The sequence below is a fragment of the Butyrivibrio sp. AC2005 genome (genome assembly GCF_000424145.1).
Classification (GTDB): domain Bacteria; phylum Bacillota; class Clostridia; order Lachnospirales; family Lachnospiraceae; genus Butyrivibrio.
Genome location: NZ_AUJI01000038.1, coordinates 38854 through 60810 on the forward strand (window position 1 = coordinate 38854; position 21957 = coordinate 60810).

At 39.4% G+C, this 21957-nt stretch carries 32 protein-coding genes; all 32 read left to right on the plus strand.

Features of this window, described 5'->3' with window-relative positions:
* Positions 1 to 9 precede the first annotated feature (9 nt).
* The 32 genes from G602_RS0111710 (at position 10) to G602_RS0111875 (ending at position 21671) form a co-directional block, all read left to right on the plus strand.
* Positions 10 to 759 carry a LytR/AlgR family response regulator transcription factor gene (locus G602_RS0111710; RefSeq protein ID WP_026659170.1) on the plus strand — a complete coding sequence of 250 codons (750 nt, stop codon included), beginning with the start codon at positions 10 to 12 and terminating at the stop codon, positions 757 to 759.
* Between the two features lie 10 nt (positions 760 to 769).
* Positions 770 to 976 (plus strand): hypothetical protein, encoded by a 207-nt coding sequence (locus G602_RS0111715; RefSeq protein ID WP_026659172.1) that lies wholly within the window; start codon positions 770 to 772, stop codon positions 974 to 976.
* 13 nt (positions 977 to 989) lie between these two features.
* The gene (locus tag G602_RS0111720) at positions 990 to 1649 is read left to right on the plus strand and encodes a DUF6796 family protein (RefSeq protein WP_026659173.1); all 660 of its coding nucleotides are present in this window, start codon (positions 990 to 992) and stop codon (positions 1647 to 1649) included.
* Between the two features lie 239 nt (positions 1650 to 1888).
* Positions 1889 to 3217 carry a sensor histidine kinase gene (locus tag G602_RS0111725; protein WP_026659174.1) on the plus strand — a complete coding sequence of 443 codons (1329 nt, stop codon included), beginning with the start codon at positions 1889 to 1891 and terminating at the stop codon, positions 3215 to 3217.
* A 94-nt stretch (positions 3218 to 3311) separates the two neighbouring features.
* Positions 3312 to 4055: an AAC(3) family N-acetyltransferase gene (locus G602_RS28935; protein WP_026659175.1), complete on the plus strand. Its 744-nt coding sequence runs from the start codon at positions 3312 to 3314 to the stop codon at positions 4053 to 4055.
* A complete protein-coding gene (locus G602_RS0111735) occupies positions 4048 to 4560 on the plus strand; it encodes a hypothetical protein (protein ID WP_026659176.1) in 513 nt (170 codons plus the stop codon). The genes G602_RS28935 and G602_RS0111735 overlap by 8 nt, the downstream gene beginning before the upstream one ends.
* Before the next feature lie 29 nt (positions 4561 to 4589).
* Positions 4590 to 4826, plus strand: coding sequence for a LytTR family transcriptional regulator DNA-binding domain-containing protein (locus tag G602_RS0111740; RefSeq protein ID WP_026659178.1), 237 nt, complete (start codon positions 4590 to 4592; stop codon positions 4824 to 4826).
* Positions 4827 to 4837: 11 nt separating this feature from the next.
* Positions 4838 to 5044 (plus strand): hypothetical protein, encoded by a 207-nt coding sequence (locus G602_RS0111745; protein ID WP_026659179.1) that lies wholly within the window; start codon positions 4838 to 4840, stop codon positions 5042 to 5044.
* A gap of 23 nt (positions 5045 to 5067) precedes the next feature.
* Positions 5068 to 5619: a GNAT family N-acetyltransferase gene (locus G602_RS26350; protein WP_044931938.1), complete on the plus strand. Its 552-nt coding sequence runs from the start codon at positions 5068 to 5070 to the stop codon at positions 5617 to 5619.
* A gap of 147 nt (positions 5620 to 5766) precedes the next feature.
* Positions 5767 to 6642: an alpha/beta fold hydrolase gene (locus G602_RS0111755; RefSeq protein WP_026659180.1), complete on the plus strand. Its 876-nt coding sequence runs from the start codon at positions 5767 to 5769 to the stop codon at positions 6640 to 6642.
* 77 nt (positions 6643 to 6719) lie between these two features.
* Positions 6720 to 7313, plus strand: a complete 594-nt coding sequence (locus G602_RS26355; RefSeq protein WP_044931941.1) for an RpiB/LacA/LacB family sugar-phosphate isomerase — start codon at positions 6720 to 6722, stop codon at positions 7311 to 7313.
* A gap of 197 nt (positions 7314 to 7510) precedes the next feature.
* Complete coding sequence (locus G602_RS0111765) at positions 7511 to 8413, plus strand: AraC family transcriptional regulator (protein WP_026512223.1); 903 nt, start codon at positions 7511 to 7513, stop codon at positions 8411 to 8413.
* 199 nt (positions 8414 to 8612) lie between these two features.
* Positions 8613 to 9044 (plus strand): GNAT family N-acetyltransferase, encoded by a 432-nt coding sequence (locus G602_RS28940; RefSeq protein WP_049945195.1) that lies wholly within the window; start codon positions 8613 to 8615, stop codon positions 9042 to 9044.
* Between the two features lie 148 nt (positions 9045 to 9192).
* A complete protein-coding gene (locus tag G602_RS0111780) occupies positions 9193 to 9759 on the plus strand; it encodes a TetR/AcrR family transcriptional regulator (protein ID WP_026659181.1) in 567 nt (188 codons plus the stop codon).
* A gap of 24 nt (positions 9760 to 9783) precedes the next feature.
* Positions 9784 to 9984: a hypothetical protein gene (locus G602_RS0111785; protein ID WP_026659182.1), complete on the plus strand. Its 201-nt coding sequence runs from the start codon at positions 9784 to 9786 to the stop codon at positions 9982 to 9984.
* Between the two features lie 294 nt (positions 9985 to 10278).
* Positions 10279 to 10779 (plus strand): hypothetical protein, encoded by a 501-nt coding sequence (locus tag G602_RS0111790; protein ID WP_049945196.1) that lies wholly within the window; start codon positions 10279 to 10281, stop codon positions 10777 to 10779.
* Between the two features lie 19 nt (positions 10780 to 10798).
* Positions 10799 to 11263: a GNAT family N-acetyltransferase gene (locus tag G602_RS0111795; RefSeq protein ID WP_026659184.1), complete on the plus strand. Its 465-nt coding sequence runs from the start codon at positions 10799 to 10801 to the stop codon at positions 11261 to 11263.
* A gap of 147 nt (positions 11264 to 11410) precedes the next feature.
* Complete coding sequence (locus G602_RS0111800; protein ID WP_026659186.1) at positions 11411 to 11827, plus strand: YjdF family protein; 417 nt, start codon at positions 11411 to 11413, stop codon at positions 11825 to 11827.
* A 40-nt stretch (positions 11828 to 11867) separates the two neighbouring features.
* Entirely contained in the window at positions 11868 to 12029 is a 162-nt protein-coding gene (locus tag G602_RS30415; protein ID WP_155829838.1) for a hypothetical protein, read from the plus strand.
* A 5-nt stretch (positions 12030 to 12034) separates the two neighbouring features.
* Complete coding sequence (locus G602_RS0111810; protein ID WP_026659187.1) at positions 12035 to 12475, plus strand: GNAT family N-acetyltransferase; 441 nt, start codon at positions 12035 to 12037, stop codon at positions 12473 to 12475.
* A 122-nt stretch (positions 12476 to 12597) separates the two neighbouring features.
* On the plus strand, positions 12598 to 13944 hold the full coding sequence (locus tag G602_RS0111815) for an MATE family efflux transporter (RefSeq protein ID WP_026659188.1): 1347 nt from the start codon (positions 12598 to 12600) through the stop codon (positions 13942 to 13944).
* A 3-nt stretch (positions 13945 to 13947) separates the two neighbouring features.
* Complete coding sequence (locus G602_RS26370; protein ID WP_049945197.1) at positions 13948 to 14403, plus strand: MarR family winged helix-turn-helix transcriptional regulator; 456 nt, start codon at positions 13948 to 13950, stop codon at positions 14401 to 14403.
* Between the two features lie 394 nt (positions 14404 to 14797).
* Entirely contained in the window at positions 14798 to 16471 is a 1674-nt protein-coding gene (locus G602_RS0111825; RefSeq protein WP_026659189.1) for a potassium channel family protein, read from the plus strand.
* Positions 16472 to 16530: 59 nt separating this feature from the next.
* Positions 16531 to 16950, plus strand: a complete 420-nt coding sequence (locus G602_RS0111830; protein ID WP_026659190.1) for a DUF7005 family protein — start codon at positions 16531 to 16533, stop codon at positions 16948 to 16950.
* Complete coding sequence (locus G602_RS30420) at positions 16947 to 17096, plus strand: hypothetical protein (protein WP_155829840.1); 150 nt, start codon at positions 16947 to 16949, stop codon at positions 17094 to 17096. The genes G602_RS0111830 and G602_RS30420 overlap by 4 nt, the downstream gene beginning before the upstream one ends.
* Before the next feature lie 80 nt (positions 17097 to 17176).
* Positions 17177 to 17533 carry a BlaI/MecI/CopY family transcriptional regulator gene (locus G602_RS0111840; protein ID WP_026659191.1) on the plus strand — a complete coding sequence of 119 codons (357 nt, stop codon included), beginning with the start codon at positions 17177 to 17179 and terminating at the stop codon, positions 17531 to 17533.
* A 99-nt stretch (positions 17534 to 17632) separates the two neighbouring features.
* Positions 17633 to 18097 carry a hypothetical protein gene (locus tag G602_RS0111845; RefSeq protein ID WP_026659193.1) on the plus strand — a complete coding sequence of 155 codons (465 nt, stop codon included), beginning with the start codon at positions 17633 to 17635 and terminating at the stop codon, positions 18095 to 18097.
* A gap of 7 nt (positions 18098 to 18104) precedes the next feature.
* Positions 18105 to 18386: a MarR family transcriptional regulator gene (locus G602_RS30425; protein ID WP_155829842.1), complete on the plus strand. Its 282-nt coding sequence runs from the start codon at positions 18105 to 18107 to the stop codon at positions 18384 to 18386.
* Positions 18387 to 18535: 149 nt separating this feature from the next.
* A complete protein-coding gene (locus G602_RS0111855; protein WP_026659195.1) occupies positions 18536 to 19282 on the plus strand; it encodes an EFR1 family ferrodoxin in 747 nt (248 codons plus the stop codon).
* A gap of 22 nt (positions 19283 to 19304) precedes the next feature.
* Positions 19305 to 19928 (plus strand): GNAT family N-acetyltransferase, encoded by a 624-nt coding sequence (locus tag G602_RS0111860; protein ID WP_026659196.1) that lies wholly within the window; start codon positions 19305 to 19307, stop codon positions 19926 to 19928.
* A gap of 158 nt (positions 19929 to 20086) precedes the next feature.
* Positions 20087 to 20806 (plus strand): CPBP family intramembrane glutamic endopeptidase, encoded by a 720-nt coding sequence (locus G602_RS0111870; protein WP_026659197.1) that lies wholly within the window; start codon positions 20087 to 20089, stop codon positions 20804 to 20806.
* Positions 20796 to 21671, plus strand: a complete 876-nt coding sequence (locus G602_RS0111875) for a GNAT family N-acetyltransferase (RefSeq protein WP_026659198.1) — start codon at positions 20796 to 20798, stop codon at positions 21669 to 21671. Before G602_RS0111870 ends, G602_RS0111875 begins: the two co-directional genes overlap by 11 nt.
* The last annotated feature ends 286 nt before the right edge of the window (positions 21672 to 21957 follow it).

A 21957-nucleotide genomic window follows, 5' to 3' on the forward strand; every position in this document is an offset into this window, starting at 1 on the left:
GGGGGATTTATGGAAAACAAGGATTTTATTGAGGGTTCTGAATTACGTATTGCTATATGTGATGATGACAAGTCTGATCGGGAAAAGGTACATGTCCTTCTTCAGGACTACTTGAAGAAAAACTCTATAAAAGCACAGGTCAGGATATTTGATCATCCTGATACGCTCATAGAAGAGTGCGAGCATTACAGACCTCATATTTACATTCTAGATATAGTTATGCCAATGGTTACAGGAATACAGGCTGCCAGGGAACTTAGGTGGAATCAGCCGGATGCCCAGATCATTTTTGCAACTTCTGAGAGCTCATATGCGCTGGAGTCTTTTGATGTAAATCCCATAAATTATATTTTGAAGCCGATTGAAAAGGAAAAGTTCTTTTCAACTCTTGATCTGGCTATTTCCCGCGTGGATATTGGTAGTGATAAAAGCGTTTGTATAAAGATCAAGGGTGGCATGCAGACACTGCGGCTTAGCGACATTCTTTATATAGAATATCGCAATCATGTGGTTTCATACCATATGGATAATGGTGAGATCATATCAACCCCAACCCTGAGAATAGGATTTGCAGAATATCTTTCAGAGAATCATTCCGGCAAAGATTTTGTAAGATGCCATGAATCAATAGCTGTCAGCATAGCAGCAATTGATAAGCTGACAAAAACTGATATAACGCTTCGTGGTGGAGAACAGATACCTGTAACAAAGAGTAGATATTCAGATGTTTGTGACAGGTACATGGATTATAGGCTATGAGGAGTTGAAAATGGATAACAAAGCGAACAAGTATGATATCCCTAAAAGGGATGGCAGTGTATGGCCGGAGGATATCTGCCCGGCATACACACCAAGAGAGGATGCTATTCCAAGTATAAAAGGCTGCTGGTATTGTAAATATGCAGATTTTCATCTTAAAGAAGAAAGGGCACTTGAGGTAGGCATCTGCAAATGGCCAAAAAAAATTATTGATTAAGAGGGAAATGAAAATGATTTTTATAACACCAGTGCTTGGAATTATAGGCATAATAGGAGGACTGCTTTGTGCAACGGCTGATCTTTTGCTGGATTTAAAAGGGACGAAAAATAAGAAACTTGGAAAAATGGGAGTGATCGACAGCGAATGGGAAAACATGGCACATTGGAGGTTTGTACTGTCTGATATTCTGGCGATGTTTGCAGTACCGATGTACTCATGTGGATTTATTGCATTGATGATGATTCTAAAAAAGGAGCATCTGGTAATCTCGACAGTGTTCACAGTCATATTTCTGATTGGAGTAATGGGCGGGTTTATGATACATACTTTTCTGTGCCAGCAGCCGACTATTTACAGAAAAATCGTTGCAAAAGCTGATCAGGAGCTTGCTGAGGATGTTATACAGTCAGCCTTCAGGCAGATTTATGTACCGTTTTTTACACTGTATTCAATGCTTGTCATTATACCTGCGATTGCAGTCATAGTGCTGATTATTATTGGATATATTCATGCTCCGCTGTGGTGCGTGATTCTTAATCCCTTTGTCTTTCAACTTGTTGGATTTTGTTTTAGAGCAACGAAGCTTGAGATCTTCATTGATGCACCAAGCTGCTGTGCTGCGAGTCTGGGGCTTGCGGCATATGGGCTGTTGACACTCATTTGTTTATGAGGATTATTGAAGAATGAAAATAAGTGTAAAACAGACCCATATAAGTGTAATAAAGGGTCTGTTTTATCGGAGCTTATGCAGATGCCGGAATAACTATAGTGGTAAATTCGGAGAGGACTTCGAATAAACAGCATTTTACAAGTGGACTGCCTGGAACTTGAAATGGTATTATGAAAGACCGGAAAAATTAACGATGCTATAATAATTTAGAAATACATAGTATCAAGGGGGGATTAGTTATGGCTGACCTTTTGTCCAATCCATATACATTGCTGCTATTAGGGGATATAGTAGCTCTTTTTCTGTATTATGCCATGCATTTGAGTTTTTACGTGATGCGAGAATTCTTTAAGAAGCATAGGATTCTCGTATTTATGATATATGCATTAACTGTGCTGTCTTTCTTTTACGCCAATACGCTGGGAGTGATTTATATAAATCTGATAGCATCATACCTGGCATTCCTCATTCCATTATTCATTTGCTATAAAGTTAATAATATTCGAGGCATAATAAATTTCATTTTCTATTTTGCTGCCCAGAGCGCAATTGAAGTATTCATCACGATTTATGTTCAAGGCGTTCAGAGTATGGATATGGTTAAGATAAACTATGACTTTATGACTCCTCAGAGCTATGGAATTATCTTGTCTTTGCAGATTATTGTGGCCAGAGTCATCTGTCTTTTCGGAAATAAGGATAAGGACAAGAGGCTTGATAAGGAAATGCTTCCATATGTTGTGCTGCCAATCGCTACTATCATTATTTTGGTTCTTGATGGCAACAGATATCTTAGAGGAGAGGAATATAACCTTTCCCAATATTCTGAACTTATGGTGGTTCTTGTAGCTATTAACATACTTGTCTTTGGATTTCTTGAAAAACACACAAGACTCATGAAAATGGAGATGGAAGCAAGGCAAAATGAGTTAAAGCTTCAATCAGATGCGGTTATTATGGAGATTGCAACCAAAGCCATGAGGGAACGACTTGCTATTTCTGAGAGCATCATGCAGCAGGACAGAGCCATGCGTCATGACAGAAGACATTTTGAGGCTCTTCTTCAAACTCTTTTACAGGATGGCAAGACGCAGGAAGCCCTGGATTGTCTTAATGAGAGGCTCAAACAGGAACCCCACTCTGTAAAAAGATATTGCGAGAATACTACACTTAATGCGGCAATCACACATTACCTGTCTATGGCCGAAAAAGAGAATATAAAGGTAAATATATCTGCTAATATCCCTGCAAATCTGAATGTGGATGAGATGCAGCTTGCCATAGTGATCAGTAACCTTATAGAGAATGCTATCCATGCTTGCGAAAAAGTTCCTGAGAGTGAGAGACGGATTGACATCACGGCAAGGTATAAAAGTCAGCTTCTGTTTGAGATCACGAACTCATGCGCTGAGGAAGTAAAGCTGGATGAGGAAGGACATCCGTTTAATACTGAGGAAGAGCATGGAATAGGAACTAGAAGTGTTCTTAACTTTATAAATCAGACAGATAGCGAGATTAGATATATAGCAGAAGAGAAGACTTTTAAGGTCAGGATGCTGATAAATTAAAGAATAAGTGTAAAACAGACCTAAAATCAGTGAAACTGGGGTGGTCTGTTTTATTTTTGGGGGATAATAGTATTGTGAAAGGGAGAAACTGATTATGGTTACGAAGAAGGAACTAAAAGAATCACTAAAAGCACTTGGGATAGAAAATGGGATGACCTTGGAGGTACATTCTTCACTAAGCAGTTTCGGCGAACTAGAGGGTGGTGCAGAAACAGTGATAGATACGTTAAAAGAGCTTGTTACAACAGAGGGCAGTATTTTCATGCCTGCACTACGCCTAAGCCCAGAACTGCCGCTATCTGAGGAAGATAAAAAGCTTGGTGTTACGGTGAAAATAAAAATACTTCCAGCTGATGCAGACAGGACAGCCATGGGAATAATTGCTGATACATTCAGGAAAATGCCAGACACCTATACGGGAACAGATACGATCAGCACTTCCGGTTGGGGAAAGCACGGAAAAAAGGCGGTGGAAAGCGGCCTCGATTATCCAATCCACAATGGAGGAAAGGCTCTTTTGCTGGGAGTTGATATATATAAATTGACAGCGATGCATTACGTGGAAAGTATCACACCTGAGGATATCAATAAGAGGTTTGAACCCAATGAGGAGATAAATCGAATATATCCCCCGGGGGAGTGGTTTATGGAAGCAGGGCATCCACCTGTAAAGGCATGGTACAAAATACAGGATATGGCTTATGAAAATGGACTTATCAGAGAAAGCTTTATCGGCGACTGCAAGGCAATGTTTTTTGATATATGGTCTGTAGTTTCTTTATATGAAAATGAATTAAGACAAGATCCTTACGGTCTATGGGGTATGAAAAATGAATAAACGGTTCAGACAATATATAGGCATAGTAGTTGCAATATTTACGTATTATGTGGTTCATGAGGGTGCTCACCTTATCTGCGCCGCTTCTTTTGGCGTATTTAAGCAGATCATCTTTTCAGGGATAGGCATGCAGATAGATGTCTATCGTGAAAAGATGACAGATAATGAACTTGGCATTTTCTGCCTGGTAGGTGCGATAGCTACTTTGCTTGTGGGATATGTTTGGGTTCTTTTGGCAAAGAGAATCTGCAGGTCAAAAAATAAATTGATACTTGCATGCATGTACTACATAACAATAGCGCTTCTATTCCTGGATCCGTTCTACCTCAGCGTGATATGTGGCTTTGTGGGAGGCGGGGATATGAACGGCATCAGGCTCATATGCCCTGAAGTGGCAGCCCGAGTGATGTTTGGGGTGTTATTTATTATAAACGGCTTAGTTTTCTGGAAAAAAGTACTACCATGTTATAGAATGGCTTTCAGCATCAGCACATTCTTTATATAGAATATCGCAATCATGTGGTTTCATACCATATGGATAATGGTGAGATCATATCAACCCCAACCCTGAGAATAGGATTTGCAGAATATCTTTCAGAGAATCATTCCGGCAAAGATTTTGTAAGATGCCATGAATCAATAGCTGTCAGCATAGCAGCAATTGATAAACTGACAAAGATAGATATTACGCTTCGAGGTGGGGAACAGATACCTGTTACAAAGAGCAGATATTCTGAAGTTAGGGATAGTTATATGGATTTTAGATTTTGAAAGGCAATGCAATGGATAATAAAGCAAACAATTATGATATTCCTAAGAGAGACGGAAGTGTGTGGCCAGAAGATATCTGCCCTGCATACACTCCAAGAGAGGATGCAATTCCAAGCTTGAAAGGCTGCTGGTATTGTAAATATGCAGATTTTCATCTGAAGGAAGAAAGAGCTCTTGAGGTGGGAATCTGTAAATGGCCAAATAAAATAATTGATTAGTATGAATGATCCGGGAGGTTACTATGAAAATAGAAACAGAGAGATTAATCCTCAGAGAATTCACAGTAGATGACTTTGATGCCTTATATGAAATATTATCCGATCCTGAGACTATGCAGCATTATCCGGCCCCGTTTGACAGAGAGAAAACTATGGGATGGATAACCTGGAATCTTGATAATTATAAAACTTATGGGTTCGGATTATGGGCAGTCACACTTAAAAATACAGGGGAATTCATAGGCGATTGTGGTATTACAATCCAGAATATTGATGGAGAATTGCTACCTGAAATAGGCTACCACATTAACAAGAAACTCTGGAGACAGGGATTTGCAAAAGAAGCTGCTCGCGCATGCAGAGACTGGGCGTTTGAGAATACAGATTATGATAAGATTTACTCTTATATGAAGTATACCAATATCGGCTCCTACTCAACGGCTATGGCCAATGGTATGAAAAAAGTGAAAGAATACCCTGATCCCAAGAATGAAATATCTTACGCGTATGCAATTTCACGTACGGAGTGGGAAAAAGAGAAAGGGCAGGAGAGGAGTCAGGATGATAAAGAGTAAAACGAAATATGAAGCAACCCTAGAAGAAATAAGGGAACTTTTCGCATTGAAATGAATTATTATAAGTGCAGAACAGGCTCAAATAAGTGTATTTGGGTCTGTTTTATTTTGAGGATGATAGGATGAATCGGAAAGAGGAATGCTATCATGAATTATAAGATTTTTGGAAGTAAAACTGTAGATATCGTAATAGAAATGGGCCTTGGAGCATGCATAGCTGAATGGGAAGCGCTTGCAAGAGAGCTTGGAGAGAATCACGGTGTGCTTGTCTATGAACGAGCCGGGATAAATCACAGTGATAAGAGTGATAAAGAAAGAACGCCTACGAATATTGCTAAAGAATTAATGAATCTCCTAGATGAAATCCCGAATGATGAAAAGCTGGTGATAATAGGACATTCGCAGGGAGGACTGTATGCCAGCGAGTTCTGTGGTCTCTATCCGGAGATGGTAAAGGGACTAATTCTTTTGGACCCATTAACTACAGAAGATAATAGATTTAAGAAGGAATTAACTGCGAAGGAGTTTAAAAAATCCGGAGTAGATAAGAGTAAAAACTTTATTTTTTTAGAAACGCTTACTAAGCTTGGAATGAAAGGCTTTGTAAAGAAAGTGATGTGTCAGGCACCGCCTTTTTATTACGCCAATTTTTCCAAGGAGCAAAATGAGGATATCCTTAATTCGCTTGTAAATACCACGCATCTACGCACATGCAGGGAAGAGTATAGGCTAGCTCACGATGATGCATCGTTAAAAAATATGGTATCTAAGGAAAAATATCCTGATATTCCGATCATTCTTGTGACTCATTCATCTGAGGAAGCAATCAAGGAAAACATGGAATTTGGTGGAAACAGCCGTCCTTTTGCCGCCAGGATCGAACAACTGTGGCAGGAGATCATGAAAGAGTATTTAGGGTATTCGAAAATAGCAATATGGATCCAGGCTAAGAAAAGCACTCATTATATTCACCTGACGGAACCGGAAATAGTTATAGAGAGCGTCAATACCTTAAATAATTGATATACTTAAGAAAGGATATGTATCTGTTGCAGAATTGCAGGTAAAAAGTAAACACAACATACATTAAGGATGACGTTATGAGAATAGGAATAATTCAAGCGAGCTCTCAGGCTGAAAAAAATGAGCTTATTTTCAATACTGTAAAAAAATATGCCCCTAAAGATGCAGAGGTCATAAACTTTGGCTGTACTTTAGAAGAACAGGAAAAGTATTCATATATAGATGTTTCGGTTCTTGTTGGTATATTACTTGCAAGCGGCGCAGTTGACTTTGTTGTTACCGGTTGTTCATCCGGACAGGGAATGATGCTGGCGTGTAACAGTATGCCTGGAGTAATTTGTGGATATGCGCCTACTCCAAAGGACGCTTATCTGTTTGCACAGATCAATAATGGTAATGCTATTTCACTTCCGCTAGGCGAAGACTATACCTGGGCAGGGGAAGATAACTTTGAAAAGACAATAGAAGCGCTTTTTTCTGAGCCATTTGGACAGGGATATCCAAAGAGTGAAGCAGAAAGAAAGCGGAAAGACACTGAGAAACTCAAGGAAATAAGAAGAAAGTCGCAGATTCAGTTTGAGGATTTATTGGGTTCATTAGATACGTCAATAATTGAGAAGATAAATAAAAAGAATGATGTGATCAAGTATGTGAACGAATACGGAAAGTAACAACATTCGGTAAAGGAAATTCAGTGATCAGCAATTTTAAGTTAATCGGACTGAGAATAGGACAGATTTGAACAGAAAATGACAGGATGAGTACTTACTGACCAGATATACTAATTGTGTCAGGGTAAAGGAAAGGCTGTTTCGAGTCGTTGGTGTATGTTTAGCAACGGCCGGAACGGAGTAGGAGATTGTATAAGATGGAGTGGCTTACCAGCATTCGCACAGCAATTGATTATATGGAAGAACATCTGAAAGACAACATCAGTGCGCAGGATGTGGCAGATCAGGTGTATATTTCTCCGTTCTTTCTTCAGAAGGGATTCTCCTTGATGACCGGATACGGAATTGGGGAGTATATCAGAAACCGCAGGCTGTATCAGGCAGCATTGGATCTGAAGAATACGGATGATAAGGTAATCGATATTGCATACGCTTATTGCTATGAGACGCCTGAGAGCTTCACAAAGGCATTTTCTCGCTTTCACGGTGTAACACCATCACAGGTCCGTGATGGGGCGGCTGTGAGGACGTTCCTTCCACTGACTGTAAAACTACAGGTTCAAGGAGGCGATCAAATGAATTGTAAAATTACAAAAATGTTCCAGTTTAAGGTTATCGGTTTTCAAAAGATATTTGATAATGATACTGCTTATCAGGAGATCCCAAAGTTCTGGGATGAGATTTGCGAGAAGTATGCAGCAAATGTTTATGCCGGGAATGCTCCGGCCAATCCTTATGAGAAGGCTATCGTAGAGAACTGCATTGGAGAGTATGGAGTCTGCATCGATGATATCGGAGAGGGAAAGTTTAGGTATCTTGTGGCTGGGAAGTATGCCGGAGGGGAAGTTCCTGAAGGAATGGTGGTCTATGAGTTTCCGATGGGTGACTGGGCAGTATTTGACTGCATCGGCCCTATTCCTGAGGCACTGCAGAGCCTGAATACACAGATTTTCAATGAGTGGCTTCCGGGTAATCCGGACTATGAACTTTGCGGGAATGCATCTGCAGAATGGTATGATTGTGTAAATGGCGAAATGACGGATAAGGATTATCACAGTGCAATCTGGATCCCCGTGAAGAAGAAAGATGGAAATAACTGATGCATGTCTTGGAGAGAAGAATCGGGCGACCGATTCTTCTCTCATTAACAAACATGATACCAGTTTCGCAAGATGAAAAGTTACAAATGAAAAGAAAACATGAGATTTCAATCAGTGGATTACAGATTTGATGGAGTAAATGGAGATGCGGCGGCTTTGTGCAAGTCGCTTCAAGAACATATCTTGGTGGGACAGCAAAATGATTAGACTTATGGAGAACATTGACTTAGCACAATGTGGCATGATTTATGCAAAAGCATTCCCCATGGAACATTGGGGAATAGATTGGACTGCAGAAAATGCAACAGAATATCTTCGCGATTTTTTTGAACAGAAAAGATTTGTTGGATATGTTTATGAAGAAAATGATGAAGTGTTAGGTTGTATATTCGCACTTTGTAAAATTTCCGGAAGCAAAGAAGAAATTTACATTAATGAGATGGCAGTACTTCCCGAACGACAAGGGAATGGAATAGGTAAACAACTATTAAATGCGGTCAAAAATTACAGTAAAGAAAAAGGACTTGCAGGCATTGTTCTTTATACAAGCGAGTATGCACCAGCGGCTAAGTTTTACGAAAAGAACGGATTTAAGTTATCAAATGGAACAATATGTATGTATTGCGAATAATTGAAAAGAGAAAAGTATAAAGGACATTAAACTTGATCTGCGGGAATAGGGAGAAAATCCTTATGCCCGCTGTTTTTTGGTTGACAAAACTAACAATGTTAGTATAATATTAACTAACATTGTTAGTAAAAGCGAGATGGGAGTAATTATGCCAAGAACAGGATTATCTAAGGAAGAAATAATAGAAAAAGCTGCTAAATTAGCAAATGAGAAAGGGCTGTCATATTTAACCGTTACAACACTTTCGGACTATTTAGGGATCAGAAAACCCTCTTTATATAACCACGTAAAGACTATAGATGATGTACATCATAAGCTTATGATTTATGGTTGGAAGAAGGTTTCTGAAGAGGTTGTTGCAGGACTTGATTCAGAAGATCCAAAAGAGAACATCGCAAATTTTGGAAGAGCATTTTATAAGTTTGCCATGGAGAATCCAGGCGTATTTGAGGCAATGCTTTGGTATAACAAGTATTTGGATGAGTCCTTACTTGAAGCTACCGAAGGTTTGTATGCATTTTTCTTTAGGCAGACAGATGGCATGGGAATTGAAAGAGATGTTGCTAATCATTTACTTAGAACCTACAGAGCTTTTCTTGAGGGGTTTGTTATGCTACAGATCCACAATTCTTTTGGCAATCCGATTTCTATAGATGAAAGCTTGGAGATATCAATGAATGTACTGATAGCAGGTATGGAACAGTATAGACGATGAGTGAATATAGTGGGGAGGATTAGAATGCACGAGATAACATTTACAAAAGCAAGCGAACAGCATCTGAGGGATTGCAGGGACGCACTCTGCCAGTCAACGCTTGGCGAAAAATACTTTTCTTCCCCAGGGAGCGCGGAAGACGCGATACTTGAAGGGATTCGCCAAGAAAATTTGTATGTGGCGTTCATCGGTGAAGAATGCGTTGGCTTTACATATACACAATAATACTGTTAGGGGATAGGCTAAGACTAATATAAAATCAGACTTTAGATTAGTCGTGGGAGACCTGTTTTCCGATTATGAAGTTCAATTAAATCAGTGAAAAACAGACCTAAATCAGTGTGATTTGAGTCTGTTTTCTTTTGCTATGATAAAGTATGATCACTACTACATATAAATGTACAGAGGCTAAATTGAAGGCTCTGAGTTGTAAAAGATACGAAGAAGAATCCCAAGAGAGCGCAGCGTGATGCAAAAAAGCAGAATTTTGACGTAAGAGACTAGTATCAGGAGGCTATTTTGAGTAAAAGGACGAGACAATACCTTGGATTGATTATAGCTATAATTTCATATTACATGATTCACGAAGGAGCACATTTGTTATATGCAATGACCATCGGAGTGTATAAGCGGATCAACATGATAGGACTAGGGGTTCAGGTAGATGTATTTGCTGAGAAAATGACAGACATTCAGATGGGGGTGTTTTGCATTGTTGGTTCAGTGGCTACGCTGATAACTGGCTATATACTTGTAAGAATAATAGATATTTTGATCAAAGTTCCTTCAGATGTAGTTAAGGCATGTATGTTCTACGTAACGATAATTATGCTATTTGTGGATCCGATATATTTATGCTTTCTGTATTCTTTATTTGGTGGTGGAGACATGAATGGGATATCACTTATCATTCCTGAAATTGCTGCGAGAATACTGTATGGATTCTTTCTTGCATTGAATACAGGGATCTTTATTAAAATAGTTTTACCAAAATATAAAATAGCATTTCAACAGGAATAAGTTTTTTCAAGGAGTCAATATGAGTTTACAGTTATTAAAGGCAAGTACTTCTGATGCGCTTTCATTGAATGGAATATCGAAGCGCGCATTTGACAGTGATGTACTGATCGGTGCGGAATCACCGGGAGGACCTCCCGGATATATGTCATTACAATTTCATACGAAAATGGCACGACAGGGGCATTTGTATAAATTGACAGATGATGGACTCATTGTTGGCGGAGCAATCCTTTTTTTGGAAAATGATGTTTTAAATGTTGGCAGGATATTCGTTGCACCGGAGCATTTTCGAAAAGGGTATGGGCTTTTTATTATGCGAGAAGTGGAGAATATGTTTCCAGAAGTAAGAGAGTATACACTTGATACTCCTATTTGGAATGTCAGGACAAATAGTTTTTATACTAAGCTTGGCTATAAAGAAATAAAGCGCGATAAGGAGTTTGTGTTTTATTCAAAACATGTAGGACCACATTGTCTTTTTTGATGAACTCCTATTAAATCAGTGAAAAACAGACCTAAATCAGTGTGATTTGGGTCTGTTTTCTTTTGCTATGATAAAGTATGGTCACTACTACTACATATAAATGTACAGAGGCTAAATTGAAGGGCCTAATAGGAGAGATGATCAACAATGGATAGAGTAAGTGGCAGGCTGATCGTGTATTTTGAAGATCCATTTTGGGTGGGGGTATTTGAGAGGGTTATCGATAAAAAACTATCAGCAGCTAAAGTGACTTTTGGTGCTGAACCAAAGGATATAGAGTTGCTTGAGTTTATTAATCGGAACTATTATCATCTGCATTTTAGTCCAGAGATTGAAACGACCGTAAAGGAAACTAAGAAGAATCCCAAGAGAGCGCAGCGTGATGCGAAAAAGCAGATACTGGAGACTGGCATAGGTACTAAATCACAGCAGGCTCTCAAATTACAACAGGAGCAGAATAAACTGGAACGGAAATGCAAAAGCCGCGAACAAAAGGAAGCTGAGAATCAGCGTTTGTTTGAACTAAAACAGGAAAAGAAAAGAGAAAAGCATAAAGGGCATTGACAGGAATTTAGACGTAAGAGATTAGTATCAGGAGGCTATTTTGAGTAAAAGGACGAGACAATACCTTGGATTGATTGTAGCTATAATTTCATATTACATGATCCACGAAGGAGCACATTTGGTATACGCAATGACTATCGGAGTGTATAAGCGGATCAATATGATAGGACTAGGAGTTATCATACCTAAAAAGTGGGAGTAAGTAGAATGAATCAGAATATCAGAATACAGGAAGAGCGCGTTGGCGCAGAGGAATACATAGATTTTCTCAAAAGAACAGATCTGGGTTCACAGTATCCTAAGGAACGGTTTGAGGAAAGAATAGCTAAACTTGTAAAGAACGTATCTATCAGTCTGATTGCGAGAAATGAAGAAGGGATGGTTGTTGGGGCTTTATTTGGCTTGACTGATTTCTGCTATTGGCTCTATGTTACTGACCTTGGTGTGGATAGAGACTATGAGAGACAAGGAATAGCTTCAAGACTAATGAAGACAGCGCATAATCTCGCTGGTGGAGAAAAAGACATAGCTGTTTATCTTATTGCAAATGAAAACGCTGTACCTTTTTACGAGAAGCTTGGAATGAAAAAATCAGATGATGTGATGCAGTATAACCATATCGAATGGACTGAATGGACAGTGGAATGAAATCAGTGAAAACCAGACCTAAATCAGTGTAAAAAGACTCCAAATAAGTGCAAGGAGTCTTTTTGATTTTGAAAAGTGTATAGTTACTAAACAGTATAGCAGCTATACAAAAGGAGGAAAAAATGAATAGCAAAATTGATTTTATTAATGGAGAAACAAATAAGTCACTTATCAAGATGTTTGCTCCACTTATGGTAGGCATGATCATGCTAATGATCTATAACATGGTGGATGGTCTGTGGGTCGGAAACCTGCTTGGAGAGCTGGGTATGTCGGCACTAACCGCTGGAACGGCGATTGTTTTATTTTTAAATTCCATTTCAATGGGTGTTGGTAACGGTATTTCAGTTATGATAGCTAATCTTGTAGGAGCAGATGACAGGAAACATATTCCGGGGGCAGTAGGGACCGTTATAGCAATGTCCACCATTTTTTCAGTTGTACTTCTCATCTTAGGCGAAGTACTTGTTGATCCGATACTGGTTCTTATGGGAACGCCGGAAATTATTTTTTCTGATGCCGCAACATATTTAAAGATCTACTTATTGGGAAATGCAGCATTATTTATCTATATGGTGTTTACATCAATCTTTAGGGCATTTGGTGATCCAATGTTTCAGATGAAAGGTATGATGCTCACAGCAGTGTTTAATGCAGTTGTTGATCCTTTTGCAATAAAAGCTTATGGACTAGCCGGCGCAGCAATTGTTACAGTGGCTTCTGAAGTTCTATGCCTGGTTTACGCCATTATTTATCACAAAAAGAAAAAGATGTTTTCTATGGATTTTAAAAAGATCAATATGAATGATGCCATAACCATGGTCCGTTTATCTGTGCCAACTACAGTACAGTCAATCATGCCGCCACTTAGTTCTGCTTTTATGATTTCTTTCATCTCCTCATTTGGAATGAACACGATAGCAGGCTTTGGAGTCGCCAGAAATCTTGAACTTATAATGTTTATGCCTACTACAGGAATGTGTATGGCAGTGACATCCATAGTGGGACAATGTGTAGGAGCAAAAAGGCATGACAGGGCTATGGATTATCTGAAATCAAGCATGATCATAGGAGGCTCTCTCATTGCAATTACAAGCGTGCTAGTGATCCTTTTTTCAGGTCAGCTCACAGCAATTTTTGGACAGGGGGCAGAAGTCGCACAGGTAGTATCAAGGTTCTTTTCAATAATCAGTATTGGCTATGTTCTGTACATGCTCACAAGTTGTATGCAGGGATATATTACGGGAGTTGGTAAGCCGGGAATGGCGATGGTTCTTTTGGTTCTTTATTACATAGTGTTCAGAATTCCAACTGCCTATATTTTTAAACAGCTCTTTGGCTTAAACGGAGTATGGTTTGCATTTTTGATAAGCCATATTTTATCTGTGATAGTGGCTTTTGCAATGGTATCCTATATACAAAAGACATATTCAGCAGAGTATCGTATTTGTCACAGATTAGGAGCGTAAGATATGAAACACTACAAGGAACTTGCCTGGTTAATGGAGCGAATCATCCATAAATACATTCAGTATGAAAAAAAGCCTCAGGTTTACTGCAAGGATATAATCCTTACTCAGCCTGAGATCCATACAATAGCCATAGTTGGTGATAGTGAGGGGATCAACATCACACAGCTTGCCAAGGTGCGCGGAATCACTAAGGGCGCTGTATCACAGATGGTCAACAAGCTCGTGGACAGGGATCTTATGGAGAAGAGAGTGTCTCCCGATTCAGATGCTGCGATTTGCCTGTATCTTACAAAAAAAGGTAAAGCGGCAAGGAATGATCACCGCAAGATGCATGAAAACATGGGAACTATGTATGAAGCTATGCTCGACCAGATACCTGAAAGTACTTTGGATAGCATGAGGCAGTTCCTTGAAGCTTTTGACAGAGCGCTTGATGATATGGATAAATCAGTGTAAAAAGCAGGTTAATGAAAATATAAATAATTCATGACTACAGGTATCTGAGGATTCAATGACACACAGAACGATATACCACGGATATAATCGTGAAGGTGGTAGAACAGTTGGATCAGGCCGTGTTGCTACAATCATCGAGTAATCCGGACTGAATAGTTCAAACTATTAGTAAAATCAAGGCTTCCGAGAGTTTTCTCGGGAGCCTTTTTACGTGGTGAAAATGTTAAACTAATGATGTAAAAAACGTTTTTGGTACCATTTTGGTACCATTTTTTAGGGCTCCGGTACCAAAAAAAGATTTCTTTACAAAAATCCTTTAAATGCGGTAAAGTTTAAATATAAACATAAGTCTGTAATTGCGACTGCAAAGAGTTACCAATCATAAGGGATGACTATGAAAAATAAGAGATCGTTAAAGGACAGAATTCGTGATTTAAAGCTTACCCATGCCGTAAACAAAGGTGCGGGAGGTTCTGTTTTCAAGCGGATGTTTTTCATGATTCGCCGCTATATTGGAATACTTCTGGTAATATTTGCTTCTTATGTTGCTCTACTGGTTTTACTGGTAGAAATAGAAAAAAAAGATCCGAATGCCACAATCCATACCCTTGAAGAGGCATTCTGGTATTCTGTGGTCACTCTGACTACCATAGGCTATGGTGATTTCTATCCAGTTACTCATGCAGGTCGGTTCATAGCGTCTGTATTTGTCATACTCGGTATCGGTCTTTTAGGCTTCTTCCTTGGCTTCATGATGGAATTTGTTTCCCGTGTAAAGCCTATCATTCAGCTTTCCATACAAACAGCAAAGCCCTGGTATATATTTACTGATCAGTCGCAATATGCAATGATTTTTGCTGACAATATTAAAGCGGTGCGCCCTGATGCAGTAATTATATATTCAGGTACTAAAGATGCAGGGAAAACCTCAAGAGCTATCGCAGTGCAGTGGTCACCGGGGGAGCTTTTGGAACGCCGAGGATCTTTGTATGATGCTCATCTTATGTGCATGAAGGACAATGAAATGGAAAATTTCCTTGATGCAATAGAGCTATCTGATACTGGCGCTCCTATAGTCTGTCTTGCCAATTTTACACCTGCTTATCATCCGATGAATATAAATTTCTTCTCATTATCGGATTGTACGGCTCGTCTATTTTGGCAACAATATCCAATAAAAAAGAAAAATGAAAATATTATTCTTATAGGCTTTGGCTCTGCGGGTAATGAGCTGCTTGACAGGGCACTTGAACTAAATGTCTTGTATGATGGACAGGCAATATCCTACCATGTATTTGGTGATTCCGGTGAATATTGCAGAAATCGCAAAGAATTAAATAAAATGGTCAGCCTAAATGAACTGTCTGAAACAAGAGACAGTATTGTGTTCCACGATACTCCTTGGAATACTGATGAAAAGCTTCTTTCTGAAGCGGACCGTATTATTTTGTGCAGCGATTCGGAGATGGAAAACATTTCTATTCTTCAGACTCTTCAAAAATTTTTCCCGTTCAGAGGAGAAGTGTATATTTACAACAGTAATGTAAGAAGTGTTGCAACGCCGTTTGGTCAGACAAGAGATGTACTTACGCCTGCTTTTGTATTGCATAACACTTTGACTGATATGGCGTTATGCCGTCATGAAATGTTCAGATTCTATGCAGGTGGAGATATTCCTATGTGGGAAAACTTAAACAGTCTGATCAAGGATATACACTATATTACAACTGATCATATAAGTCTAAAGGTTCGCATGCTTCTGGGCGACGAGGCTCCGAATCTTCCTTTTGACGATATTCCCTCTAGTATACTGAGGCAGGCTTCTGCAGCAAGAAATGAGCTTTCCGCTGAACAAAGTGAAGCTTTGATAAGGCTTGAGCATGAACGTTTACTTCGTTTCTATTACCTTCATAATTATCGTTATGGCGAAACTGCAAATGATGAAATAAGAACCAATAACATGCTAAGATCCTTTGATAAATTGACCGATCATGAGAAAAAGATGGTGGAAATAAGCTGGTTACTGCTTGATGAATTGGCATCACACAAAGAAGCAAAGGGGAGATAGTAACAGACATAGGCAGGAATTAAATATAAACCTGATAATTGCAGGAGGTTTGGTTGTCGGTGAAAACTATTTTGCAGGGAAAAGAAGTAATTCCATATCTTGCAGATATATATAATCAGCTATATGTTATGCCGGGCATTGAAGGTGCAAAGGAGAAATATGAAGCGATTGTAAAGCGCGGAAAAAGTGCACCGGAGAAGGTGTTGTCACACTTTTTATTATCGGAGTATGACAAGATAGAAGTAGTCGGGACTCCTGCAGGAGACGTTAAGATTGTGACGCTATATGAGCGGCGCGATTTTGAGACCTTTTTACAGATAATGGCTAACAGATGTACTGTGAAGGATATCCCTGAGACTCAGGGGGCAGCTATCATTGATGGCATTATAAACTGGCGAAGGATAGAGGCGCATAGAGATGAGTTTGTAAAAGACGAGCTTGAAAAGGGTAACGAGATACCTGACTGGAATGCGGATTGAAGAAAGAAGGCGCCATCTGCAAAGCGGATTTGAGATGTGAAGACCGAATTGCTGCCGACCAAAGAGAGGGAGCAATACATATGGACCCTTTTGAGATAGGAATTATGCTGGAGGATAATAAAGAGAATGTAGAGAAAGATTTGTAAATAATATGTTGACATGTTGGTCTATGAGGTATAGACTAAAAATATGAAGTCGATAGGGGATAGACCAAAAGGAGGCCAGCATGGCAGTTGAATTAGGGGAAGTTCAGATGCAGTTTGCCAAGCTTATATGGGAGAAGGAACCGGTTGGCTCCGGTGAGCTTGTGAAAATGTGCGCTGACGAATTCGGGTGGAAGAAATCAACCACCTATACTGTTCTTAAAAAGCTCTGCGAGAAGGGCTTGTTTCAAAATGTGGATGGCGTAGTCACGTCCATGATTTCCGAGGATGAATTTTATACCAGGAAAAGCAAAGAGTTTGTAGAGGAGACCTTTGGAGGATCGCTACCTGCTTTTCTTGCGGCATTTACATCAAGGCAGAAGCTTTCAAAAAAGGAATTGGCTGAGATAAAGAAGATAATCGAGAATGCGAAGGAATGATGTCGTTTGCCGTGATGAGTATAGACTGAAGACATAGAACTCTAAGGAATAAGAGGCATAGAGGCAATTGACTATACCAAAAACGGTTTTGGTGAATACTTGAATGAACATGCAAAGACAGATCCGAATGGTCTTTACAGCAAGTACTTTGATCCGGTAGAATCCGCAAAGTATCTGCTTAATCTCTCTGACGATGGGGCAAAGGTTGTTGTGACAAAATCAGAGGATAGAGCTGACGGAACAATAGTATCCATCAAATTTGTAAAGGAAAACAAGTTCATGGATATTCTGATGATAAAGCCCTGGGGCGATGATGGTATTTATGTTCCCAAGATGAAGATGCCCAGTGGATCATATGGCGAGAAAAACTATGAACTGCTTAATGATGAAATAGGAAGTTTGCAAGGGGATGAATCAGCATCGGAAGAGGATAAGAGCAATCTTCTTTACACGGAGAATACGGATGAAGAGATTTTGAATCTTCCTTATTCTGGTGGCATGGAGGAGGTTCAGGATGTAGATGAACCCGCAGAGTATGAGATAGTTAGCGGAGATGAACCGTAGATAACCGATGAGAACGAATCGGAAAAAAAAGACTCCAAATAAGTGCGAGGAGTCGCTTGCCAAGGTGCGCGGAATCACTAAGGGCGCTGTATCACAGATGGTCAACAAGCTCGTGGACAGGGATCTTATGGAGAAGAGAGTGTCTCCCGATTCAGATGCTGCGATTTGCCTGTATCTTACAAAAAAAGTAAAGCGGCAAGGAATGATCACCGCAAGATGCATGAAAACATGGGAACTATGTATGAAGCTATGCTTGACCAAATACCTGAAAGTACTTTGGATAGCATGAGGCAGTTCCTTGAAGCTTTTGACAGAGCGCTTGATGATATGGATAAATCAGTGTAAAAAGCAAAATAATCAGTGTAATTCATGTTTTCTTTTCTCCAAAGGGTATAGTAACTATACAGTCTATTGTTTAACACATTTGGAGGATATTGAATGAAAACCTTGTATTTCAGCTCAACTGGAAATTGCTTGTATGTGGCCAAGTGCTTGGGAGGAGAGTGTTTATCTATTCCCAAGCTGATCAAACAGGGAATCTATGAGATAAAAGATGATGTTGTGGGTATAGTATTTCCGGTTTACGGGCTTTGTATACCACCATATATTGAGGAGTTTTTGCAGAAACTGAAGGTGGAGTGCAACTATCTCTTCGCCATAGCAACTTACGGATGTTTTGCCGGATCTGTTTGCAACGAGGTAAACAAGATTACTCTGGCAAATGGAAGAAAGTTCGACTATATTAATTCTGTTTTAATGGGCGAGAACTGCATTACTTTTGCTGACATGAAAAAACAGGAAGGCGATAGCAAAAAGCAGCAGGACGCAATTGACCAGATAGTGGGCGATATAGTTGAAAAGAAAAAGTACGTTAAAAGAAATTCGCTTTTAAGCAAACTTATTACAAGCAGTCACAAGAAAAAGTATGAGTTTCCAAAAGGAATCGGTATTACAGAAGAAGTTACCGTGAACGATGCGTGTACGGGATGTGGTACATGTTCAAGACTTTGTCCAATGGGAAATATACATATTGAAAATGGTCGTCCACTCTTTTCAAAGAGCTGTATAAGCTGCGGAGCATGTATCCAGAACTGCCCTAATAATGCTATCCACCATAATAGAGAGAAAAGTTCTGCCAGATATAGGAATCCACATATAGAAATTGGTGAGCTTTTAATTTCTTAACGATGAAAAATGGAGAAAAAATATGAGTAATTACACAATTAGATTAGAAGAAAAGAAAGATTATAGAGAAGTTGAAAATTTAGTAAGAGAGTCATTTTGGAACGTTTATCGTCCTGGATGCAGTGAGCACTATGTAATTCATGTGCTCAGAGATGATCCAGCATTTATTCCTGAACTCGATTTTGTTATGGAGCAGGATGGAAAGCTGATCGGACAGAACATGTTCATGAAAACTTTCATTGAGTCTGATGATGGAAGGACTATTGATGTGCTTACCATGGGCCCAATTGGAATTACACCTGAACTTAAGAGAAAAGGTTATGGAAAGGCTATCTTGGATTATTCCCTTGAAAAGGCTGCAGAGATGGGATTTGGAGCAGTTCTTTTTGAAGGAAATATCGGATTCTACAGCCACTGCGGATTTGACTATGCAAGCAAGTTTGGAATCAGATACCATGACCTTCCGGAGGGCGAAGATGCGTCATTTTTCCTGTGCAGAGAATTGATCCCGGGATATCTTGATGGCATCACAGGGGTATATCAGACCCCTAGGGGATACTATGTTGAAGACTCAGATGTCGAGGAGTTTGACAAGACATTCCCTCCGAAGGAAAAATTAAAGCTTCCCGGACAGATTTTTGATTGATTACAGGAGATGAAAAAAATGAAGATCTTAGTGCTTAACGGTAGCACCAAGAGAGAAAAGAGCGATACCATGAATATAACCCGTGCTTTTTTAGATGGGATGTATTATTAAGTAAGAGCATAAAGTCATGAGAATAGTGGGGGATTTAATTGAAATATATGAGAAAGCTGTATGAAAAGAACAGGATATTATTTGCAGTTTTATGCATTGTTTTGTACTGCGTAGTTATGTCGTACTTAAAAGGAAATTTCGGATATCAGAGCATTGCAATGCTGCTTGGTATAACTGTCTTTGCGAATGGAATCATTCTTTTTGTAAAGAGAAATCATCTGGAAAAAGAATGTGGAATAGCCTCGTGGCCTGAGGATACAAAAAGGTTCTTATACTTTATCCCTATGTGGATATTGGCGACCGGGAATCTTTGGGATGGTTTTGTACTGTCTTATCACGGAATTGAGCTTGTTATTGCAGTGCTTTCTATGATCCTGGTTGGATTTGTGGAAGAGATGTTGTTTAGGGGATTTCTTTTTACAGCAATGTTGTCAAAGGAAAGGACAGCAGTAGCTATAATTGTTTCTTCACTTACTTTTGGTATGGGGCACATTATTAACCTTTTTACAGGACAGACAAGCTTTGAAACTATACTTCAGGTGATCTTTGCGGTTTCCTGGGGATTTATTCTTACATTTGTTTTTTATAAGAGTGGGAGCATTTTTCCATGCATAATAGCCCACTCAATGATTGATGCCTTTTCTATGTTTGGGGATGACAACGCACTTGTGGATCAGATTTATGTTGGGGTTACAATTGTTGTAGCAATTGTCTATTGCATTTACCTTGGAAAGATCAAAGAGGATGTAAAAAAGAATGAGAACTGATATTAAATTCAAGAACTACACAGATGACAAGTATGATGCATTATGTGGTTTTCTCATTGCATTAAATGAAAAAGATGATAGCCACATTAACTGGAACTGGGCGAGACTTGAATGGATGATTGAACATCCTGAATTTGATAAGAGCTTAAAGAACTCCATTGGCCTTTGGATTGTGGATGACAAAATTGTTGGCGCTGCAATTTACGATATGTATTTTGGCGAGGGCTTTTGCGGAGTTCTTCCGGAGTATAAAGATTTATATCAGGCCGTTCTGGAATATGCCTGCAATGAGCTTAAAGACGATTCCGGTTTTGGAATGGCAATCTGTGATGAAAATTCCACTGAGATAGAGATAGTTCAAGAACTGGGATTTAAAATTGCCGATCAGGATGAGATCATAATGGAGAGAAAGCTTGATGATTCACTTGAAGCAAAACTCACGGACGGGCTTAAATTCTTTTCCCCGGATCCCGTAAAAGATGCTTATGACCTTCAGTGGCTCTTCTGGCAGGGATTTGACCATGGCTATGACAAAGCAGAATTTGAGCGGGAAGAAGAAATCGTTCCAAGAGTCAGGAAGCATTTTAACAAGAATTTGGGTGTTGCTGCTGTGAATGAAAAGGGAGAAATGGTGGCATGTTGTCTGCTATGGTATATGACAGAGACTGACTATGTTTATGTTGAGCCTGTATGCACTATTCCCTCATATAGAGGAAAAGGCGTTGCTAAGGCTGTTATCTTTGAAGCGCTGGGCAGAGCAAAAAAGCTTGGAGCAAAAAGAGCTTACGTCATTTCCGATATGGAATTCTATGAGAGGCTCGGCTTTAGAAAGAAGTATCATTATTCATTTTGGTTTAAGAAATGATATAAATCAGTGAAAAACAGAGGCTTCTGGCATGATGGTGGGTACTATGCCAGTCCTCTGATGTATATTTGCAATTGAAAAACCATCTGTGTTTCTGTAATGTATTAGCGTCCAAACTATACTACAGAGATACCAGAGGTACCCACAGATGGTTTCTGCTAATACATTATGTAAAAAATTGCTCAATGTCAATCATGCTGTCGTAGAAGATGCAAACTTCTATCTTGATCGGGATGGTGTTACCCACCTCAGAATCCATGCGCGGACGGATAAATGGCATCAGGAT

Coding starts and splice junctions, on each gene's coding strand:
- G602_RS0111725 (WP_026659174.1), top strand. CDS start 1,889: ATGGCTGACCTTTTGTCCAATCCATATACATTGCTGCTATTAGGGGAT.
- G602_RS0111860 (WP_026659196.1), top strand. CDS start 19,305: ATGAGTAATTACACAATTAGATTAGAAGAAAAGAAAGATTATAGAGAA.
- G602_RS0111855 (WP_026659195.1), top strand. CDS start 18,536: ATGAAAACCTTGTATTTCAGCTCAACTGGAAATTGCTTGTATGTGGCC.
- G602_RS28935 (WP_026659175.1), top strand. CDS start 3,312: ATGGTTACGAAGAAGGAACTAAAAGAATCACTAAAAGCACTTGGGATA.
- G602_RS0111735 (WP_026659176.1), top strand. CDS start 4,048: ATGAATAAACGGTTCAGACAATATATAGGCATAGTAGTTGCAATATTT.
- G602_RS0111710 (WP_026659170.1), top strand. CDS start 10: ATGGAAAACAAGGATTTTATTGAGGGTTCTGAATTACGTATTGCTATA.
- G602_RS26370 (WP_049945197.1), top strand. CDS start 13,948: ATGAAACACTACAAGGAACTTGCCTGGTTAATGGAGCGAATCATCCAT.
- G602_RS0111765 (WP_026512223.1), top strand. CDS start 7,511: ATGGAGTGGCTTACCAGCATTCGCACAGCAATTGATTATATGGAAGAA.
- G602_RS0111800 (WP_026659186.1), top strand. CDS start 11,411: ATGGATAGAGTAAGTGGCAGGCTGATCGTGTATTTTGAAGATCCATTT.
- G602_RS0111755 (WP_026659180.1), top strand. CDS start 5,767: ATGAATTATAAGATTTTTGGAAGTAAAACTGTAGATATCGTAATAGAA.
- G602_RS30425 (WP_155829842.1), top strand. CDS start 18,105: ATGAGAACGAATCGGAAAAAAAAGACTCCAAATAAGTGCGAGGAGTCG.
- G602_RS0111815 (WP_026659188.1), top strand. CDS start 12,598: ATGAATAGCAAAATTGATTTTATTAATGGAGAAACAAATAAGTCACTT.
- G602_RS28940 (WP_049945195.1), top strand. CDS start 8,613: ATGATTAGACTTATGGAGAACATTGACTTAGCACAATGTGGCATGATT.
- G602_RS0111870 (WP_026659197.1), top strand. CDS start 20,087: ATGAGAAAGCTGTATGAAAAGAACAGGATATTATTTGCAGTTTTATGC.
- G602_RS26355 (WP_044931941.1), top strand. CDS start 6,720: ATGAGAATAGGAATAATTCAAGCGAGCTCTCAGGCTGAAAAAAATGAG.
- G602_RS0111720 (WP_026659173.1), top strand. CDS start 990: ATGATTTTTATAACACCAGTGCTTGGAATTATAGGCATAATAGGAGGA.
- G602_RS0111740 (WP_026659178.1), top strand. CDS start 4,590: ATGGATAATGGTGAGATCATATCAACCCCAACCCTGAGAATAGGATTT.
- G602_RS0111785 (WP_026659182.1), top strand. CDS start 9,784: ATGCACGAGATAACATTTACAAAAGCAAGCGAACAGCATCTGAGGGAT.
- G602_RS0111840 (WP_026659191.1), top strand. CDS start 17,177: ATGGCAGTTGAATTAGGGGAAGTTCAGATGCAGTTTGCCAAGCTTATA.
- G602_RS0111875 (WP_026659198.1), top strand. CDS start 20,796: ATGAGAACTGATATTAAATTCAAGAACTACACAGATGACAAGTATGAT.
- G602_RS26350 (WP_044931938.1), top strand. CDS start 5,068: ATGAAAATAGAAACAGAGAGATTAATCCTCAGAGAATTCACAGTAGAT.
- G602_RS0111715 (WP_026659172.1), top strand. CDS start 770: ATGGATAACAAAGCGAACAAGTATGATATCCCTAAAAGGGATGGCAGT.
- G602_RS0111745 (WP_026659179.1), top strand. CDS start 4,838: ATGGATAATAAAGCAAACAATTATGATATTCCTAAGAGAGACGGAAGT.
- G602_RS0111825 (WP_026659189.1), top strand. CDS start 14,798: ATGAAAAATAAGAGATCGTTAAAGGACAGAATTCGTGATTTAAAGCTT.
- G602_RS0111810 (WP_026659187.1), top strand. CDS start 12,035: ATGAATCAGAATATCAGAATACAGGAAGAGCGCGTTGGCGCAGAGGAA.
- G602_RS0111795 (WP_026659184.1), top strand. CDS start 10,799: ATGAGTTTACAGTTATTAAAGGCAAGTACTTCTGATGCGCTTTCATTG.
- G602_RS0111780 (WP_026659181.1), top strand. CDS start 9,193: ATGCCAAGAACAGGATTATCTAAGGAAGAAATAATAGAAAAAGCTGCT.